This window comes from Allofrancisella guangzhouensis, assembly GCF_000815225.1.
Classification (GTDB): domain Bacteria; phylum Pseudomonadota; class Gammaproteobacteria; order Francisellales; family Francisellaceae; genus Francisella; species Francisella guangzhouensis.
Window position 1 is genome coordinate 614685 of the sequence record NZ_CP010427.1, and the last position, 18299, is coordinate 632983.

Here is an 18299-nt window from a genome sequence, read left to right on the forward strand (position 1 = left end):
AATATTTTGTTTGAAAAGTTATGAAAACAATATATAATAAGTGTTGTAAGCTAATATGCCGGAGTGGTGAAATTGGTAGACGCGCCGGATTCAAAATTCGGTTCTGGCAACAGAGTGCCGGTTCGAGTCCGGCCTCCGGCACCATTGATCAATAAAATACAGTCTAAATTAGTCTAAAATCCCTTATAAAATAAAGCTTTTAGCATGGTTATTAGTAAAATATAGTCTAATTTTGTCTATTTACATCTAGTACAAATTGGTATACATTTGGTATACAAATTAATTCTAGAAACTCTTGTATACCACATGAAGCTAAATAATGTAAAAATAAAGAATATAAAACATAATGAAAAAATGCAATGGATACCAGATGGTAATAATCTGTATCTAAGAGTTAAATGTCTATGTGCCATTTTTAGTTCCTGTTCATTTATTTAAGTTCTTCTCAAACCTAATAAACTACATCTGGAACTCTCTTTCAACTATTTTAAAACTTTCAGAATACAATCTAGCAATTAAAAACTTCACAAGTATTTTTATAGGTTTGTTTAGATACTTTCTCCAAACTCTCACCTCTTAATTTTGCAAGGAATTCTACTACATATTTTACATATTCAGGGTAGTTTGGCTTACCTCTAAATGGTACTGGTGTTAAATAAGGAGCATCTGTTTCTACCAATATTCTATCTAATGGCAATTTTTTAGCTGTTTCTTGGATATCTTTAGCATTTTTAAATGTTAGAATCCCCGAAAACGATATATACATCCCCATATCTAGAGCTTGTTTTGCCATATCATAATCTTCTGTAAAACAGTGAAGTATACCTCCACATCTCTCGACATTCTCTGATTTTAGGATATCTAATGTATCTTGCTTAGCTGCTCTTGTATGGACAATTATTGGTTTTGAAACTTCTATAGCTGCTTGAATATGATTTACAAATTTTTCTATTTGCTTGGCTCTAGTATCTTGGTTATTATAGTAATAATCTAAACCAGTTTCTCCTATAGCGACACATTTTGAATGGTTAGATTTAACAATCAACTCATCCATGTTTGGCTGATGAGTATCTAATTCACTAGGGTGCACACCGACAGAAAAATACACATTTGCAAAATTTTCAGCTATTTGTTGGATTTCATCTATTTCATGCCACGCCACGGCAATTGAAATAATTTTCTCAACCCCGACACTTTTTGCGTTTTTTATAACCTGCTCTAAATTAACATCTTCAAGTTTTAAATAGTTAAGGTGGCAATGTGAATCAATAATCATTTTCTTGAGAAAAAATATTGTAAGTTAAAGTAATTATAGCAAATAAGTTAATTAAAAGACTGTTGATTTAATCCATATCAACAAAAAAACAAGTTGGCTGAGAAAAAGTTCCTGATATATATTATGTTACATTTAATTCTAAATAATAATATGTGTATATTTGCAATTCAATGTTGGAAATTTATATATATATGTTTATAATAAAAAGCATATATATTTAACCTAACCAAGGAAATTGTTTACATGATAAAAATTATCGCAATACCGTCATTTATCTTATTGGGGTTAGGTATAAATGCTTATGCTTCTGAACAAACTAAATTGGCAACGATTTCTATTGTTCAAGATATTAATAATGGAAAAATAAATTTAGAAATAGATAATCCTGGCTCTAAAGAATATACATTTAAAATATCTTCTGATAATAAGGATGGTATTAATACTTATACGCTAAATTTATTAAATGGTAAGAAAAAAATAGATATTACAAAAAATGACATTTTATCATCTAAAAATATGGAAGATGTTAATGTGTCTATAGATATTTTTGATAAAAATAATGAGACTAAATACACCATACAAAATGATACTGATGATATAGTTGCATATAGAGTCCAGAATCATAATGAAGATGGTTCCATATCGTATAATGAAACTACAATAAGACCTCACATGAAGGGTACAAGTTCTTTTTTAAAAAAAAATGATAAAGATAATTTAAATTATAGATAAGGTACTGAGGCTATCGCAAACTAAAATTATATGGTTTTGATTGGGTTAAAAATATTCTTAAAATTTTCATTGGCTATATGTGAACTGTACTTTTTTAAATATTTTGCCTTGTTATTATCTGCCTAATTTTAGCTTTAATAGTCACGTAAGTATAAAATTATAGATTTATGGTTACCAGGGGTATTAAAACCATAAGAAATGACATTATTACGGAACTTTTATATGAATAAAATTATAGTAGCACTTATTTTGAGTACTCTTTGTATAACAATAAGTTATGCTAAACTTCTTGTTGGAACTACGGGGGATTATGCACCTTTTTCTATTTATGATGAAAACATTAAAAGCTTTAGTGGTGAAGATATTCAACTAATAAAAGATTTTGCAAAGTTCAAAGGTGAAAACGTTGAGTTTGTTAAAACTACTTGGAAAACTGCTGAACAAAGTTTAAAGGATGGCTTATTTGATGTGTTTGTTGGAGGTGTGACTATAACACTAGAGCGCCAAAAATTATTTGTATTTTCAAACCCGTTGGCATCTTTTAATAAAAGTGCTATGAGTTTATGTGAGAACGTTGATAAATACAAAAATTATCAAGATATAGATAGTCCAAATACTCTTATTATAGAAAATAGAGGTGGTACAAACGAAAAGTTTGCATTACAAAAGGTAAGAAATGCAAAGATCTTAATAATAAATGATAACAAGCAAGCAATAAAATCTATCACTGAGGGGATAGATGGAATAAGGCCTGATATAATGTTTACAGATACTGTAGAAATAGCTTATCAACATTCAATTAATTCTAAACTATGCCAAATACCGGTTAAAGTAGATAATAATATCTCTTATAAAGCTTTTATGTTTAACAAAACAGAGGAAGGAAGAGAGTTGGTTAAAGAATTTAATCAGTGGCTTAAAGAAAAAAGACAGGTATGAGAAATAATTTATTTGATGTAATTCCTAACTTTTCTAAACACGAAAAGTTTATCGATTTATTAAGCACTAAAAATATTAAAATTGAAAAGATAATTTCATATGGTCAAGTAACTTCTACAGATACACCTTATATTCAACAACATGATGAATGGGTGCTAGTATTAAAAGGTAATGCAAAACTTAAATTAGAGGATAAAGAGTATACTTTAGAGCAAGGAGAGTATCTATTTATTCCTAAAAATATCAAGCATTGGGTAACTTATACAGACAATCCAACCATTTGGCTTGCTATCCGCATTAAGGAGTAAATAATGCAAGAGTTTTTAGCAGATCATTTTCTATTGTTGTGCATATTTATAGTGGCAATGGGTTTTCTAGCAAGCTTTATAGATTCTATAGCTGGTGGCGGTGGACTTATTAGTGTTCCTGCTTTGAGTATGGTGGGATTGCCTATTACAGTTACCCTTGGCACTAATAAACTACAGGCTAGTATTGGTACAGCTATAGCTACTTTTAAATATTATAAAAGTGGTCTTATTGATATCAAAACTGTAGTAAGAGGTTTAGTAGCAGGTTTTATAGGAGCTTGTTTTGGTGCGGTGATGGCCCTAATTATTAATAATCAGTTTATGAATTATATTGTACCAGTGCTTTTAGTTGTTATTTTCTTATTTAGTATTTTTAATAAGAATTTAGGTGTTGACGTGGGTAAAAAGAGAGTGTCAGAAGCAGTATTTTTTACTATTTTTGGTTTTTTACTAGGCATCTATGATGGTTTTTTTGGCCCTGGGGTTGGTAATCTCTGGATTATAGCTATAGTTTATTTTCTTGGGTATACGTTTTTACAAGCTTCTGGATACGCTAAAGTACTTAACTTAAAAAGTAATTTATTCTCTTTAATGATATTTGTAGTGTCTGGTCATGTGAATATATTTTATGGTTTAATGATGGCTTTGGGAAGCTTTTTTGGTGGCTGGATAGGCTCAAGAATGGTTATATTAAGAGGGTCAGGTTTAGTTAGACCAATATTTATAATAGTCGTTGGTATAACAATATTTACGTTTATTTTTACCAAAATTAGTTAGTTGGCATATACTAAAATGTTATAATCTGCTTAATATTTACAAAATAATGTGACTTGGATTATATGTCAAAAGAGAAAGCTCTTGAAGTAGTAAACCTAAGTAAAGTTTACAAAAGTGGGTTAAAAGCAGTTGACAATATTAGTTTTAACGTAGAAAAAGGAGACTTTTTTGCTTTGTTGGGGCCCAATGGAGCTGGTAAATCTACTACTTTAGGGATGATATCGTCACTTGTAAATAAGACATCTGGAAAAATTAAAATATTTGGATATGACATTGATACTGGTTTTAATCAAGCACGTAAGCATTTAGGAGTTATGTCACAAGAGATTAACTTAAATATTTTTGAAACTCCACTTAATATCTTAATAACACAAGCTGGTTTTTTTGGTATTTCAAAAAAACAAGCCCAACCATATGCTGAAGAGTTATTAAAAAAAGTAGAGCTATATGAAAAGCGTAATACTCAAGTGAGATTTTTATCTGGTGGAATGAAAAGAAGACTTATGGTTATTAGAGCCTTAGTTCATAAACCTAAATTACTCATATTAGACGAGCCAACAGCGGGTGTTGACGTTGAGCTTAGAAATTCTCTTTGGAAGATGATATCACAGTTCCATAAAGAAGGTTTAACTGTAATTCTAACTACACATTACTTGGAGGAAGCTGAGTCTATGTGTAACTATATTGCTTTGATACATAAGGGGAAGCTTCATATAAATACGGATATGAAAACTTTTCTGAAATCAGCAGATAAACATACGTATATTTTTGATTTAAAAGATAAATGTAATGATAATATTCGACTTGAATCTGGTATATCTAAACTCATAGATAGTTATACTTTAGAAGTAGAGGTAAGCAAGGGAGTAGTCTTAAATGATATTTTCTCTGAATTAAGTACAAAATATAATTTAGAGGTGTTAGATGTTAGAACAAAATCAGCTAAACTAGAACAGCTATTTATAGATGTAGCAAGAAATAAGTAGGTGGGTAAGATGAGTATAAGAGATTATTGGATAATGTATATAACAATTTTTAATCGCGAGAGTAAAAGAATTTTTAGAATTTGGCCTCAAACTCTTTTACCTTCGGTAATAACGATTGTCTTATATTTTTTGATATTTGGTAAGGTTGTAGGCTCTCGTATAGGTAATATGCATGATGGTATTACTTATATGCAATATATTACTCCTGGTTTGATAATAATGGCTGTAATACAGAACTCTTATGGTAATGTAGTTAGCTCATTCTTTGGGATGCGCTTTAGTAGAGCTATAGAAGAACTTTTAGTTTCTCCAGTTAATAATCATATTATAGTACTTGGGTATATATCTGGAGGGATATTCAGAGGATTTTTGGTTGGAGTTTTTGTAAGTATAGCGGCTTTTATATTAGGTGGTTTTACTAGTATTCATAGTTTTATTTTAGTGTTGGCTGGATTTATATTTTGTGGAGCATTATTTTCTTTAGGTGGTTTATTGAATGCTATATTTTCACAAAAGTTTGATGACACAACTATTTTTCCAACATTTGTACTTACGCCTCTTATTTACTTAGGTGGTGTTTTTTACGATATAAACAATCTATCTGGATTTTGGCACTTTTTATCAGCGTGTAATCCACTATTTTATATAGTTGATTTTGTTAGATATGGCTTTATAGGTATTTCAACGGTAAATCCATATATTGCATTTTCTGCTATAGTAATTTTCACTTTTATTTTATACTATTTAGCTTGGTATTTATTAAGTAGGGGTATTCGTTTGAAGCCGTAAGATTTTTTATTGACTAGTTTTATTATCAGAATATACCTTTCTAACTATATATAAAGGTCGCTGTTTTGTTTCAATAAATATTCTACCAATGTAGCTTCCAAGCATGCCTATTCCGATCATTTGTAAGCCACTAAAAAATAGTATAAAAGTAACTAATGATGGGTAACCTGGTACGCTTATACCAAAAAGCAACGATTTTAGTATAATGAAGGAGCCATATATAAAGCTCATGAATGCAATAAACACTCCTAGATACGACCATATTTCTAGAGGGGTTTTACTAAAGCTAGTAATTCCATCTATAGAAAATTTAAATAGTTTCCAATAATTCCATTTAGTTTGTCCAGCAGCACGTCCTTCCCTAGTATGATAGACAAGTTTTTCATGGAAACCTATCCAGCTAAGTAAACCTTTATTAAAACGTATTTTTTCTTTGAGCTCTAAAAAGGCATTTACAGCAGCTCTATTTAGTAAGCGATAATCCCCGGCATTTGGCGTTAGTTTCGTTTCACTTATTTTATTCATTAGTTTATAAAAAAGTCCAGCAGAACCTTTTTTTGCAACAGTATCTGTATCTCGATTTTCTCTAACAGCTGTAACAACTTCATAGCCTTTTAGCCAATAGTCTACCATTTCTAATATTAATTCAGGTGGATCTTGTAAGTCAGCGTCTATAGAGATAGCAGCATCTCCACTACAGTTTGCAAAACCTGCATAAAGGGCGGATTCTTTGCCAAAGTTACGGGATAAGTCTACTACTTTTATCTCATTATGATTTTTTTGCTTTTCTAAAAGTAGCTCTAGTGTAGTATCTGTACTACCGTCATTGACAAATATTAGCTCATATTTGGTTGGTAATTGTTCAGCTATAGGTGTAAGCCTTGAAAAAAGTTGCTCTAAACCCTCTGACTCATCTTTGACAGGTATTATTATACTAGTTAGTAAATTTTTATTATCCATTATAAGTACTTAATGTATATTTATATGTAATACTTTAGCTTGTATATTTCTAAAAATCCATAAAAGTTTAGTTGATAAAAGCCATTTTTGTTATAATTTCAGCAGTAGTCTTTAAGATTTTTAGAAATGTCGTTTGTATATAAAAAAATAGCTATTATTGGAAAGCATTATAAAAAAGAAGTTGGTGAAACTATACAGAATTTATGTTTTCAGCTAAGAGGTTTGGGTCTAGATGTTATAGTTGAGCTTGAATCTAGCTATAATTTAGCCCTAAAAGACATACAGCTAATGAAGTTAAAAGATATAGCATTAAACTGCGATGTCGCCATAATAATAGGTGGAGATGGGAATTTCTTACAAATATCTAGGGTTCTAGCGCTATATAGTAATATACCAGTTATAGGTGTTAATAAAGGAAAGCTTGGGTTCTTAACTACCATTACATCTGACAGTAAGGGGCTACAAGGCGATCTAATAGGTATCTTAAAAGGTAAAAGTACACTTTCTAAGATGGCTATGTTAAAGTGTAAGGTTGATAACGTTGAGAGTCCATTAGAGGCTTCGATAGCTTTAAATGAAATAGCCATAACAGCTAGTAGAGGTCGAATGTTTGGATTGAAAGTTTTTATTGATGGTAGGTATGCTTTTGATCAAAGAGGTGATGGATTAATAGTAGCTACACCAACAGGTTCTACAGCTCATGCAATGTCAGCAGGTGGGCCAATACTTAACCCTAATCAAAATAGTATGGTCTTAGTACCAGTATGCTCACATTCATTAAATAGTAGACCGCTAGTAATTTCAGATGATAGTATTATAGATATTTATATAACTGATTATAATGATCCTGAACCTGTATTAAGTATAGATGGGCGTCATGATATTATTTTAAAGTCAGAGCAAAGAGTTACTATTAGAAAAGCTAATAAAAAGGTCTCTGTGCTTCATACAGAAAATTATAATTACTACGATACTTTGCGTGAGAAACTAGGTTGGGGTAAGGTGTTGTTTTAGGTGTAAAAGCTTACCTTAAGTGAGTCTAAGCTTTTTTAGTTACCTGAAATTAAAACTTTTGATAGAAAGGTTTTTTGCATATCTTTAGCATCTTTGTTTGGATATGCTGTATAGTTTTCTCTAGCTTTAATTGCAAACTCAATATTTTGTCTATAAGCTACGGAACTATATTTATCTATATCAACAGTTTAACCAGTGTTATAATTAAAGCATAAGAATTTTTACTGAGAAATTAATTTGATTACTTTAGGAAACTATCATAATTTAAGAGTTATAGACGTTGGTGAGTATATATTACATCTTGATGCTTTAGAATTAGGCGTTGCCACTTTACTTAAAAAAGAGTTAGAAAATGATTTGAGTGTAGGAGACACTATAAATGTACTTTTATACGAAAATTCTAAGTCTGAGCTTATGGCTACTACAAAAAAAGTAGCAGTTGTTGGTGAAATTGCTTTTTTACCAGTCAAATCGATTATTAATATAGGAGCATTTCTAGATTGGGGTTTAGATAAAGATTTACTTGTACCTTTAGCTGAGCAACATAGACCTTTTGAGCTTGGAAAATCATATTTAGTATATATCTACCGTGATAAAGTAAATGGTAAGCTTATAGCTTCTTCTAAGATAAACAAATTTATATCAGATTTTGATGATGGTGATTTTAAGCTTAATCAAGAGGTTAACCTAATTATAGGGAACTCAACTGATATCGGTTATAAAGCAATCATAAATAATACTCATTGGGGTGTACTATACAAAAATGAAGTATTTCAAAGGTTAAGCTTTGGACAGTCTACGAAAGGCTATATTAAATCTATCCGGAAAGATGGTCGAATAGATTTAAATTTGCAACAATTAGTATATAAAGACCTTGCTAAGAATGCTCAAAAAATATACGACTATTTAGTTTCTAAAGGCGGTTTTGTAGCATTTCATGATAAGTTAGATCCTTCTCTTATAAAAAAAGAATTTGGTATTAGTAAAGCATCATTTAAAAAAGCTATAGGTAGCTTATTTAAGAGTAAGAAAATCCTTATAAAAGCAGATGGAATTTATTTGTTTTCATAAGCTAAAAAAGTTCTACTAAAATTATTGCTATAAAAACTGTGATAAAAATTGCAGATATAAATTCGATTTTCTTTATAGCTTTGAAAAATTTTTCTCTTAATCTGTTGTTGCCAAAAAATACAGCTACTGTACAAAACCAAATAGCAGTAGTTAAAGCTATACAAACCCAAACAGCAAGTTTTCCGAAGCTTGTTAGCTCATCAACTAAGCTTAGCATAGAGCTAAAAAATATCACAACTTTTGCATTAGCAAGGTTAGTGAACGCTCCATTTAAAAAGAATTTAAATGCAGGACGTTTTTCAAGTTGATACAAGTGCTTTACATATTGACTAGCATTTGGATTTAATGAGTTTTTTGTAAAAACACTTTTATAAAGATTAAAAGCCAAATAAGCTAAATATGCTGCCCCAACAAGTATGATAAATTTAAACAAAATAGGTTCTTTGTAGAGTAAAAATGAGCCAAACCAGTATACAAAGAAAGTATTTAGGAATATTCCAGAAGCTACTCCCAAGGCAGTATAAATGCCGTATTTTTGCCCAAATTTGATAGAGTTGCTAATAGTTACAAAAAAATCTGGACCTGGTAGAATAAGGCAACTTATTTGTAAAGCTATAATAGTTAAGAATATTAGCATTGTTAGACTCTTATTTTTAATTTACTTAATATAGAATAGTATTAACAAAATTGTTATAAATCTAGAAAAATGTTTGATAAACATAAAGAAAATTTGCGTCAAATAAAAAGCTATGTTCAAAGAGCGGGGAGAGTCACAAAAAAACAGCAGTTAGCATTGGAAATATATTCTGAAAAATACTTGATAGAATATAGAAAAGAACAAAAGTTAAACTTTGCTAATATTTTTAATAACCATCATCCAGTGATTTTGGAAATAGGTTTTGGTATGGGGACTTCTCTTGTACAAATGGCATTAGAAAATCCAGATAAAAATTACCTTGGAATTGAAGTCCATAAGGCAGGTGTGGGTAATATTTTATATGAGATAGAACATAAAGGTATTTCAAATCTACAGGTTATAAGCTACGATGCTTTAGAGGTATTACAAGATATGATCGAAGATAATTCTTTAAAAGCAATTCAGATATATTTTCCTGATCCATGGCATAAGAAAAAGCATAATAAACGTAGGTTAGTCAATCAATCTAACCTTAACCTTTTCGCTAGAAAATTAGATAAAGGTGGAGTGTTGCATTTTGCTAGTGATTGGTTACCTTATGCTGAAGATGTTTTGGAGTTGCTAAAAAACCACGACCAGTACAAAAATTTATATTCAGGATTTGCTCCTAGACCAGATTGGCGCCCATTGACAAAATTTGAAAAAAGAGGTCAAAATTTAGAACATCCAATATCAGATATACTTTTTGAAAAAGTTTAAGGAAAAGTAGTGAATATAGCTAGATATAAGAAAGGCTTTGTAAGAATAAATGAATATAATAGTAAGCTTCATTTTGGTAATATTTATTGTCCAGATTGTGGTATCGCTAAAGTTAAGTTGGTACGTAAAGCTGACCAAGAATCATATTTTGAATTTGTTATTGAGGATAACCAGCACGATGAGCTATGTCCTAGAATAAGTAAGCCCATTGATGATAATAAAATTAAAGAGCTTATAGCTAGTGATTCAAAGAAAGATATGAGTAAAGTTAATTTTTTAGTTAATAAAAACCTCGAGCGCTGCATAAATTTGCTTAGTAAAGTAGAGAATGATGGTAAATTAAACTACGCAGACATTTTAAATTTGATGCCACAAAAAAAACAGGAAATGGTAGAAAAGCGCATTAGAGAGTATTCTAAGCAAGATATTTATACTATAAATACTTTTGAGTTAGCAGATATAGATTTGGAAAAAGTAAAAGGTAAATATGCTGTGCTATATGGAGTGGCGGGAATTACCTCTTCAAATATAGGTGAAAGCTTAAAGCTGTTATTTAAGATAAATGAAGGTTCTAGGTTTTCAGTATTTATCGCACCAAACCAAACTAAATATTTAAATTTTGGTAAAAGTATTAGAGCTAAATTTGCTATTTTTGGTAAATTGAAAGTAGTAGATAAATTTATAAATGTCGAGATACGTTCAACTAGAGATTTAGTTATAAGGGGCTAAGTTTTGTATGAATATAAAAATTAGGCATGAGCAACTTGCAGATCAAGAGCTTATATATAAGCTTATTTCTAACTGTTTTGAAAGTGGTGATGAGGAAAAACTAGTTAGATTATTACACACAGACCACCAAAGTTTGATATCTTTAGTTGCAGAATTGGATAACCAGATTATCGGACAGATAATCCTTTCAAAAATGTCACAAGATGTTGTTCCGAACATAAATATATATGGACTAGCTCCAATGTGTGTATCTCCAAATTACCAAAATTTAGGAATTGGGGCAAAGCTAGTTGAACAAGTTATACAAGAAGCAAAAAAGTGTAACATTGATGCTATATTTGTTCTAGGACATCCAAACTATTACCCGCGATTTGGTTTTAAACCTGCTACAGAATACAACATACAATGTGAATATGATGTTCCAGCAGATGTATTTATGGTTCTTGATTTGTCTGGTAAATTAAAGAAGTTACATGGCAAAACAGTTTACTACGCTAAAGAATTTAAAGAAGCATTGTGAGTTTTGTATAAAACAGGTATCTGTCACATCAGGTCTAGACTTTTACAGTTTAAGGATCACCATTTCAATTTCCATTTTTTTTATACAAAATAATATACGCTTGTTTTCTTAGTTTTATTTCTTCAGATGGATATATTTTTGCTATTTGATCATCACTAATCTTATATAAAACAGGGTATTTTTTAAGTGAAATTAAATAATAATGTCCGTTCCTCAGGCTCTTCCCTTCATGAACGATATAAGCTACTAATTTATAATTCTCATCTTGTATTCTTAATTCGTCTTCTATGTTAATAGTTGAACTTATTTTGTATACCCCTCCATCCTGGTCATATCCAAATCTCTTTAGGTGAATAATAAAATACTTACTGGCACTGATAAGTTTCCTTGTTTCAACCCCATGCCCACGCTTGTATTTTTTTTCATTCTTAACTGAATAATCATTATCATGTGCTTCCTCCATACAAGCATAGCACACTTGATCATTGAGTGGCATTTCCTCTTGTTCAGCTTCTTCTAATAGTTTTTTTAATGGTAAATTATGTTGTTGCTGAATTCTTCCTTCATTAATACCTATATGCAACATGTTTAAATCATCAGTGCTAAATTGTGGGATATGTGCATGTGTCTGGCAGCTAGTGACTTTTTTTTGCACCCTGTGTGAAATTTTAAATATAGGTAGGAATGACTCTTTATATCTATTTGAGTTTATTAGAGACTGCAAGAACTCTGCAGCATCCTGCTGTGATGTATTGGAATTAAAAGTCTGTCCGTCTGGCAGCCAAAAATCTGATATTAATGAACTTAAACCGCTTCTTGTAGAGAAAGCTTGAAACTTAAAAAAATTTTGAGATGGCCCATTTATATGATCTAATAGTTGTAAAGATGAGTTTATATAACAAGTATTTCCAACGTTTGGTAGGGTTGTAAAAAACTCACTATTTACATTAAAGTGGGAATTAGGATTACTAACATTATAATTACCTGTACGTTTATCGAGGTTTTTGTACGAACTAACATGTACATTTACAGCAGTTATAGCTGTACGAATGGTTTGATAAAATTTTGAGGAGTCCAAATTTTGGGGTACATTTTTTATTCCTCCAAATTTATTCCAATGCTCATAAATTTGACTGTCTTTACTTTTTGTATATGAGTGTGCAAAATCAAATATATTTTTTTGGTTTTCCAAAATAGATTGTATTTCTTCTATACTGGTTGAAGATTTTATGGAATTAAAAACTTTTTCTAACCGGCCTATATGATTTCTACCTTTAAAATATAACCAGACATTCCGAGACCTTGAGGCATTATTAGGATTAGTTTTTAAATACTTTTCTAATATTTCCAAAACATCTCCTTTAATCGGCTCAATATCTTTAATCTTTGCTGATGTTTTACTACTATAAGAGCCTATATTTTTTCTTTTGCTTGTACTCTCGCTTTTTACAGATCCATTATCCGTCGAACTATTACAACTTTTGTATACAGTTTCTTTTAAATTACTAGAAGGTTGATATTTGTAAACTGAAAATATTTTTAAACCTTTTTTATCAAAAATATTGTATTTTCCAAGATCTGAATCTAAATTTACTTGATTTTGATTTATAATTTCCATGTCACTCACATGACCAAAAATATTTATGATACTAGCTTCAACAAATTTAGTAGTTGTTGTTTTCCTATTCCATACAAACTCGAAAAGGCCAGTATCATAAACCCAATTATAGCCAAATAAATTTTCAGCACTGGTGAGAGCTGCTTGAAAAGAATTATTGATATCAGCTATCGTATCGTGTAAATTTTTGCCTTTAGGAGCAAATTTAATTTTTTTAATTGCCTCAAAATTGCATGGAGCATGAGAGTAAACTATTTCTTTTCCTTCTATAGCCTCATATTCCATAACTTTTAGATGTGATAAGTAAACTTCATAATAATTTATTAGGAGTTTATGTTTCTGAGTTTTATCTAATTTATCTAAATCATAAGATACGCAGACCTCTCCTTGACCATAAATACAAGGTAATCCTTCCAAACTAGTTGTTTTCTCAGGGAATAGGTACACATCTAAGTAATAAATAAACTGTACATCATGGTTTGATAAGCAAATAGTATAATCAATTTCAATTCCCTTTTCAGCCATTTTTTTGAAAACTAGTAGAGTCATATAATCAGAATGGCCTCTATCAGCCAAAGTATCACCAATAAAGACTAATTTTGTTTGTTTAATACGATCAATATCGAATACTATTTTATCTAGGGCATTTTCAAATTTATCATACATATTGGATAAGTAGCTATTCTGTAATGTACGATATATGTCTTGTAGATTATGTTGACTTAAATCAATCATACCAATTTCAATTAAGAACCTAATTGCCTTTAATGCATTACCATGCAGATCTCCAATAGCAACTGTAACTTTCTGGTCAGACTCTATTTTAAAGTTACTAGCTAATTCTGTCTGTATTTGTGCTATGTTGATAGTATCGTAAGTTAAATTTTTATTTTTTATGACATTGTACCTTGTATAATCTCTCATTTTAATTCCTTATCATTATTTTATAGTTTATTTTAATATACATTATAAACATATTAAAGGTTAAAATTTTTTTTAAATAATAAATATATAAATATAAGCTTTAAATGGTAACAACTTTCAAAATATCCCAATAATGCTAATATATTGTTGATTTCTAAATTAGTATTTGCTAATTTACTATAAAGTTTGGTATTTGGAGCGTGAAATGGATTTGGTACAAATGCAAAAAAATGCTAGTAAAGCTGCTGATATGCTTAAAGCTATTTCACATAAATCAAGGTTACTTATTTTGTGCTTGCTTACAAAAGGTGAGATGTCTGTGGGTGAATTGGCTAAATATTCTGATTTAAGTCAGTCAGCTTTTTCGCAACATTTATCAATACTTAGAAAGAAAGGCTTAGTCAAGGTTAGGAAAGAATCACAGGTTTGTTTTTATAGTATAAAAGACAAAGGCCTAGTAAGAATATTAGAAGCTTTACATTCAGTTTATTGTGGAGATAAATAAAAAAATTTAACAATAATATTAGGATTATCTAAATTAGAAAAAACTAAAAGGAGAAAAAGATGCATAAGGTAGAAAAAATATCAGTAAGAGAATTTTTAGATTTACAAAAAAAAGAAAAGGTTAAACTAATAGATATTAGAACACCTCATGAGCATAAAAGAGAATGTATTGATTGTGCCGAAAACATTATGGTTGATGATGTTTACGATGCTGATATTAAATCTGATGAAGTCGTAGTACTTTATTGCCAGTCTGGTAATAGAACTAACCAAGTAGCAGATAAAGTTTCTGGACTTAAAGCAAAGAAAGTTTATCTTTTAGATGGTGGTATAAACTCATGGAAACAACACAAGCAAGCAACTGTTAAAAATGTAAAAGAGCCTTTCCCAATTATGCGTCAAGTGCAAATAGTAGTTGGTTTTATGGTGCTATTAGGAGTTGTGCTATCGTTTACAGTATCACAATATTTTGCAATTTTAAGCGGTTTTTTTGGGGCGGGTCTTTTATTTGCAGGGTTATCTGGCACTTGTGCTTTAGCAAATATTTTACAATTATTACCATACAATAAGAAATCTAGATAGGAAAGAAATTATGGTTTTTAGACAGTTATTTGATATAGATACTTTTACATATACTTACCTTATAGCCTCAGGGGAAGGTAGAGAAGCTATTATAATAGACCCAGTTAATACACAGTTAGGCAAGTATCATAAACTTTTTAATGAGCTAGATCTTAAATTAGTGGCTGCTATTGATACTCATGTGCATGCTGATCATATTACAGCTATTGGACAACTAAGAAATGATATTGGTTGTAATTCTGTGATGGGTGCTCATACTAAAGTAGAATGTGTTTCTGTGAAAATTAAAGAAGATGAGACTATTGATTTTGATGGGTTAAAATTAAAAGCAATCTATACACCAGGTCATACAGATGATTCATATAGCTTTATTCTTGGAGATAAACTTTTTACAGGTGACACTCTATTTGTAAGAGGTACTGGTAGAACAGATTTTCAACATGGAGATTCTTTTGCTCAATATGATAGTATCAAGAACAAACTTTTTAAGCTTCCAGATGAAACTATAGTTTATCCTGGTCATGATTATAATGGCTTTACATCTAGTACTATTGGTGAGGAGAAAAGGTTTAACCCAAGGTTACAAGTTAAATCAGCACAAGAGTATGCAGAATTTATGGCAAACTTAAATCTACCAACCCCTAAATACATGGATGTGGCTGTTCCAGCTAATTTAAAATGTGGTCTGGTGAAGTAAAAACTAAACGATAAAATAACGATAAAATTTTGCAAAGAATATTTGCTACTATGTTGATTATGTTGGGGTTCATGATTTATTTAGCTAGTCTTTAACCAACCAGTGATACTGAGCCTTTTAACTTCTGACAAAATAGTCTTAACCTCGTGTTGTATTTTTTTACTATTAAATATGACTATTTTTCCACAAGCTGGATAGATGTTTAAATTTTCGTCTGGGAGATACAGTTTAAGTTCGCCACCATAAGATTCTTGCCAAGCGTCATTTAAATAACACACTATAGATATACTGCGGCGATCATCATTTTGAAACGTATCAATATGCTTTTTATAAAAAGCACCTTTTGGGTAAATTGCATAATGGAACTCTTTTGTAACAATTCCAGCAAAGCAAGTTTTATTTATATATTCTATAAAGTTATTTACTTTTTGAAAAAATGCTTGAGCATGCTTTGTTTCATCTAGCCAATAAATAAAATCACTGCGGATAGATCTTTTAACTGTCTCGTTTAACTTATTACCTATTGCTGATTTTCTAAAACAATCCTCTTGGTAGAGTTGAGCTAATTCAGCTGTTAATAATGAAGTTTCATTGCTAGAGAGCCAATTATCTATGACACAATAACCATTATTAAAAAAGTTTGTAATAATTTTTTCAAAAAGAGGATTTGTAGGTAGTAAATTAGACATGAACATGTCCAATAAAGATTTAGTAAGCGAAGTATATACTAAATTTGGGAATTAGTTATCTAACTTTATTATAAAATCATCTAAATACTCATCGATATCTAGTTCATATTCTGAGATAGCAAAGTGCTTAGCTGATTTTTTTTGGTTATGCATTTGCTCAGTTGAGCCAGTATTTAGGTGGTGCCATTCTGGTAAATCTTTACCTTCTAAAAGTAGTTTATAGCTACAAGTGTTTGGTAGCCACTTATAAGCATGGTTTTTTAATTGCTTATAGGTTAGGTTTATACATTCAGGTACTATCTGTTTTCTTTCTTCATACATGTAACATTGGCATTTTGTTATATCTAAAAGTTTACAACTAACCTTAGTGTAGTAAACTTCATCGCTTTGATCATCTTGTAGCTTATTTAAACAGCATAATCCACATCTATCACATACAGATTCCCACTGCTCATTAGTCATATCTTTTAACTTAATTTCTTGCCACCATTTATGCATATTTTACTTTTTGTTAGGTATAATAGTTACTTGCAAAAACTATGATATCTCAAATTATCAAAAAAAACATTAAAGGTTACTATGAAAACTACAGCTAGAGCTAGAAATAATGCTCGTTTATATACCGTACAAGCTTTATACCAAAAAAAGATAGCAGGTAATACGTTCGATGAATTAAAAGTTCAATATTACTCTGATAATGCTGAAAGGCACCAAACAGATTGGAATCTGTTTTATAGGCTTATAGATTCTGCACAGTCGAATGAAGAAACTATACAAGAGCATATAAAACAAAACTCCAAAGATGGGATAGATTTAATAAACTATGTCGATTTGGCTGTATTACAATCTGCTGTTGCAGAACTTATAGAATGTTTGGAAAATCCATATCAAGTAATTATTAAAGAATACGTTGAAATAGCTTATAGTATGGGTACAGAAGAAGGATATAAATTTGTTAATGCTATGTTACAAAAATTAGCAAAAACTATTAGAGGTGAAGAGTAAAGTTATCTTGGCAAGCTAAGAAATTAAATTTTTCTCTATGTTGAATTTGCTCATTTCTATTTAATTCGGCAATAAGTATAGCTTCTTTATATTCTTCATAAGCTAATATTCCACCATTATAATCGATAATCATGCTATCTCCAGCATAACTAAAACTTGGGTCGTTTCCTACTCTATTGCAAGCTATTACAAATACTTGGTTTTCTATGGCTCTAGCTTTAAGTAAAGCTTGCCAATGTTTACGTCGTGATTCAGGCCAGCAAGCTACATTTAGTAAAATATCATATTCATTATTATTGCAGTTAAATACAGGAAAACGCAAGTCAAAGCAAACTGTAAGAAGTATCTGGAAACCTTTATATTGGATTATTTTTCGTTGGTCTCCTTTGGTGTATTTTTTATCTTCACCTGCATGTATAAAAAGGTGATTTTTATCGTATGTAGACACCTCTTTTTCAGATGTTACAAAATATAATCTATTAGCAATTTTATTATCTGTGAACGTTGCTGCACTACCAACAATAGCAGAATTTCTATCTTTTACCTGATTATACATCCAGTTAACAATATCCTCCTCATAGCTAGCTTCACTGGTTGGATTCATAATAAAACCTGTATTAAACATCTCAGGTAAGATAATTAAGTCTATATCTTGGTCTAGAGTAGCTATTTTTTGACCTAGTTTTGCGTAGTTTAAATCTTTATTACCCCAAGCTATATCGTTTTGTATTATTGCAACGGTTAGTTTGTTCATATTTTGTTATTTTCCTGTGTGGTGTATAG

The 18299-nt window shown here is 30.3% G+C and carries 22 protein-coding genes and 1 tRNA gene; 16 read left to right on the plus strand and 7 right to left on the minus strand.

What is annotated here, in order from left to right:
• Positions 1 to 57: 57 nt before the first annotated feature.
• Positions 58 to 144: transfer RNA gene (locus SD28_RS02855), tRNA-Leu, on the plus strand.
• A gap of 364 nt (positions 145 to 508) precedes the next feature.
• On the opposite strand, the gene SD28_RS02860 is transcribed toward SD28_RS02855, so the two are convergent.
• The gene (locus SD28_RS02860) at positions 509 to 1276 is read right to left on the minus strand and encodes a TatD family hydrolase (RefSeq protein WP_039123910.1); all 768 of its coding nucleotides are present in this window, start codon (positions 1274 to 1276) and stop codon (positions 509 to 511) included.
• 243 nt (positions 1277 to 1519) lie between these two features.
• Between SD28_RS02860 and SD28_RS02865 the strand changes: the two genes are divergently transcribed.
• From SD28_RS02865 to SD28_RS02890, 6 genes are all read left to right on the plus strand, one after another.
• A complete protein-coding gene (locus SD28_RS02865) occupies positions 1520 to 2008 on the plus strand; it encodes a hypothetical protein (RefSeq protein WP_039123912.1) in 489 nt (162 codons plus the stop codon).
• Between the two features lie 222 nt (positions 2009 to 2230).
• Entirely contained in the window at positions 2231 to 2947 is a 717-nt protein-coding gene (locus SD28_RS02870) for a transporter substrate-binding domain-containing protein (protein WP_039123915.1), read from the plus strand.
• Complete coding sequence (locus tag SD28_RS02875) at positions 2944 to 3255, plus strand: cupin domain-containing protein (RefSeq protein ID WP_039123917.1); 312 nt, start codon at positions 2944 to 2946, stop codon at positions 3253 to 3255. The genes SD28_RS02870 and SD28_RS02875 overlap by 4 nt, the downstream gene beginning before the upstream one ends.
• A gap of 3 nt (positions 3256 to 3258) precedes the next feature.
• Positions 3259 to 4032: a TSUP family transporter gene (locus SD28_RS02880; RefSeq protein ID WP_039123919.1), complete on the plus strand. Its 774-nt coding sequence runs from the start codon at positions 3259 to 3261 to the stop codon at positions 4030 to 4032.
• 62 nt (positions 4033 to 4094) lie between these two features.
• Positions 4095 to 5018 (plus strand): ABC transporter ATP-binding protein, encoded by a 924-nt coding sequence (locus SD28_RS02885; protein WP_039123921.1) that lies wholly within the window; start codon positions 4095 to 4097, stop codon positions 5016 to 5018.
• A 9-nt stretch (positions 5019 to 5027) separates the two neighbouring features.
• Positions 5028 to 5807, plus strand: coding sequence for an ABC transporter permease (locus tag SD28_RS02890; protein ID WP_039123923.1), 780 nt, complete (start codon positions 5028 to 5030; stop codon positions 5805 to 5807).
• A gap of 6 nt (positions 5808 to 5813) precedes the next feature.
• On the opposite strand, the gene SD28_RS02895 is transcribed toward SD28_RS02890, so the two are convergent.
• Complete coding sequence (locus SD28_RS02895; protein WP_039123925.1) at positions 5814 to 6767, minus strand: glycosyltransferase family 2 protein; 954 nt, start codon at positions 6765 to 6767, stop codon at positions 5814 to 5816.
• A gap of 126 nt (positions 6768 to 6893) precedes the next feature.
• Here SD28_RS02895 and SD28_RS02900 point away from each other — a divergent pair, with 126 nt between their 5' ends.
• Both SD28_RS02900 and SD28_RS02905 read left to right on the plus strand, forming a co-directional pair.
• Positions 6894 to 7781: an NAD(+)/NADH kinase gene (locus SD28_RS02900; protein WP_039123927.1), complete on the plus strand. Its 888-nt coding sequence runs from the start codon at positions 6894 to 6896 to the stop codon at positions 7779 to 7781.
• 237 nt (positions 7782 to 8018) lie between these two features.
• On the plus strand, positions 8019 to 8852 hold the full coding sequence (locus tag SD28_RS02905; RefSeq protein WP_039123929.1) for a CvfB family protein: 834 nt from the start codon (positions 8019 to 8021) through the stop codon (positions 8850 to 8852).
• Between the two features lies 1 nt (position 8853).
• On the opposite strand, the gene SD28_RS02910 is transcribed toward SD28_RS02905, so the two are convergent.
• Positions 8854 to 9489 carry a LysE family translocator gene (locus SD28_RS02910; RefSeq protein WP_039123931.1) on the minus strand — a complete coding sequence of 212 codons (636 nt, stop codon included), beginning with the start codon at positions 9487 to 9489 and terminating at the stop codon, positions 8854 to 8856.
• Between the two features lie 69 nt (positions 9490 to 9558).
• Here SD28_RS02910 and trmB point away from each other — a divergent pair, with 69 nt between their 5' ends.
• From trmB to SD28_RS02925, 3 genes are read left to right on the plus strand one after another with little or no spacing between them, the layout of a single operon-like run.
• Positions 9559 to 10248, plus strand: a complete 690-nt coding sequence (trmB, locus tag SD28_RS02915) for a tRNA (guanosine(46)-N7)-methyltransferase TrmB (RefSeq protein WP_039123934.1) — start codon at positions 9559 to 9561, stop codon at positions 10246 to 10248.
• A 9-nt stretch (positions 10249 to 10257) separates the two neighbouring features.
• Positions 10258 to 10977, plus strand: coding sequence for a hypothetical protein (locus SD28_RS02920; RefSeq protein WP_039123936.1), 720 nt, complete (start codon positions 10258 to 10260; stop codon positions 10975 to 10977).
• 7 nt (positions 10978 to 10984) lie between these two features.
• On the plus strand, positions 10985 to 11497 hold the full coding sequence (locus tag SD28_RS02925; RefSeq protein WP_039123938.1) for a GNAT family N-acetyltransferase: 513 nt from the start codon (positions 10985 to 10987) through the stop codon (positions 11495 to 11497).
• Positions 11498 to 11561: 64 nt separating this feature from the next.
• Here the strand turns inward: SD28_RS02925 and SD28_RS02930 are convergent, their stop codons facing one another.
• Complete coding sequence (locus SD28_RS02930) at positions 11562 to 14039, minus strand: ubiquitin carboxyl-terminal hydrolase (protein ID WP_039123940.1); 2478 nt, start codon at positions 14037 to 14039, stop codon at positions 11562 to 11564.
• Between the two features lie 205 nt (positions 14040 to 14244).
• On the opposite strand from SD28_RS02930, the gene SD28_RS02935 reads away from it, so the two are divergent.
• The 3 genes from SD28_RS02935 to SD28_RS02945 are packed head-to-tail and all read left to right on the plus strand — an operon-like array spanning position 14245 to position 15822.
• Positions 14245 to 14544, plus strand: a complete 300-nt coding sequence (locus SD28_RS02935; RefSeq protein WP_039123943.1) for an ArsR/SmtB family transcription factor — start codon at positions 14245 to 14247, stop codon at positions 14542 to 14544.
• 59 nt (positions 14545 to 14603) lie between these two features.
• Entirely contained in the window at positions 14604 to 15125 is a 522-nt protein-coding gene (locus SD28_RS02940) for a rhodanese-like domain-containing protein (RefSeq protein WP_039123944.1), read from the plus strand.
• A gap of 10 nt (positions 15126 to 15135) precedes the next feature.
• Entirely contained in the window at positions 15136 to 15822 is a 687-nt protein-coding gene (locus SD28_RS02945) for an MBL fold metallo-hydrolase (RefSeq protein WP_039123946.1), read from the plus strand.
• An 80-nt stretch (positions 15823 to 15902) separates the two neighbouring features.
• On the opposite strand, the gene SD28_RS02950 is transcribed toward SD28_RS02945, so the two are convergent.
• Both SD28_RS02950 and SD28_RS02955 read right to left on the minus strand, forming a co-directional pair.
• A complete protein-coding gene (locus tag SD28_RS02950) occupies positions 15903 to 16511 on the minus strand; it encodes a 2OG-Fe(II) oxygenase (protein WP_039123949.1) in 609 nt (202 codons plus the stop codon).
• A gap of 51 nt (positions 16512 to 16562) precedes the next feature.
• Positions 16563 to 17009, minus strand: coding sequence for a YcgN family cysteine cluster protein (locus SD28_RS02955; protein ID WP_039123951.1), 447 nt, complete (start codon positions 17007 to 17009; stop codon positions 16563 to 16565).
• 81 nt (positions 17010 to 17090) lie between these two features.
• On the opposite strand from SD28_RS02955, the gene nusB reads away from it, so the two are divergent.
• Positions 17091 to 17516: a transcription antitermination factor NusB gene (nusB, locus tag SD28_RS02960; protein ID WP_039123954.1), complete on the plus strand. Its 426-nt coding sequence runs from the start codon at positions 17091 to 17093 to the stop codon at positions 17514 to 17516.
• Here nusB and SD28_RS02965 read toward each other — a convergent pair.
• Entirely contained in the window at positions 17500 to 18270 is a 771-nt protein-coding gene (locus SD28_RS02965) for a nitrilase-related carbon-nitrogen hydrolase (RefSeq protein ID WP_039123956.1), read from the minus strand. The two genes, nusB and SD28_RS02965, sit on opposite strands and share 17 nt — an antisense overlap.
• Positions 18271 to 18299 lie beyond the last annotated feature (29 nt).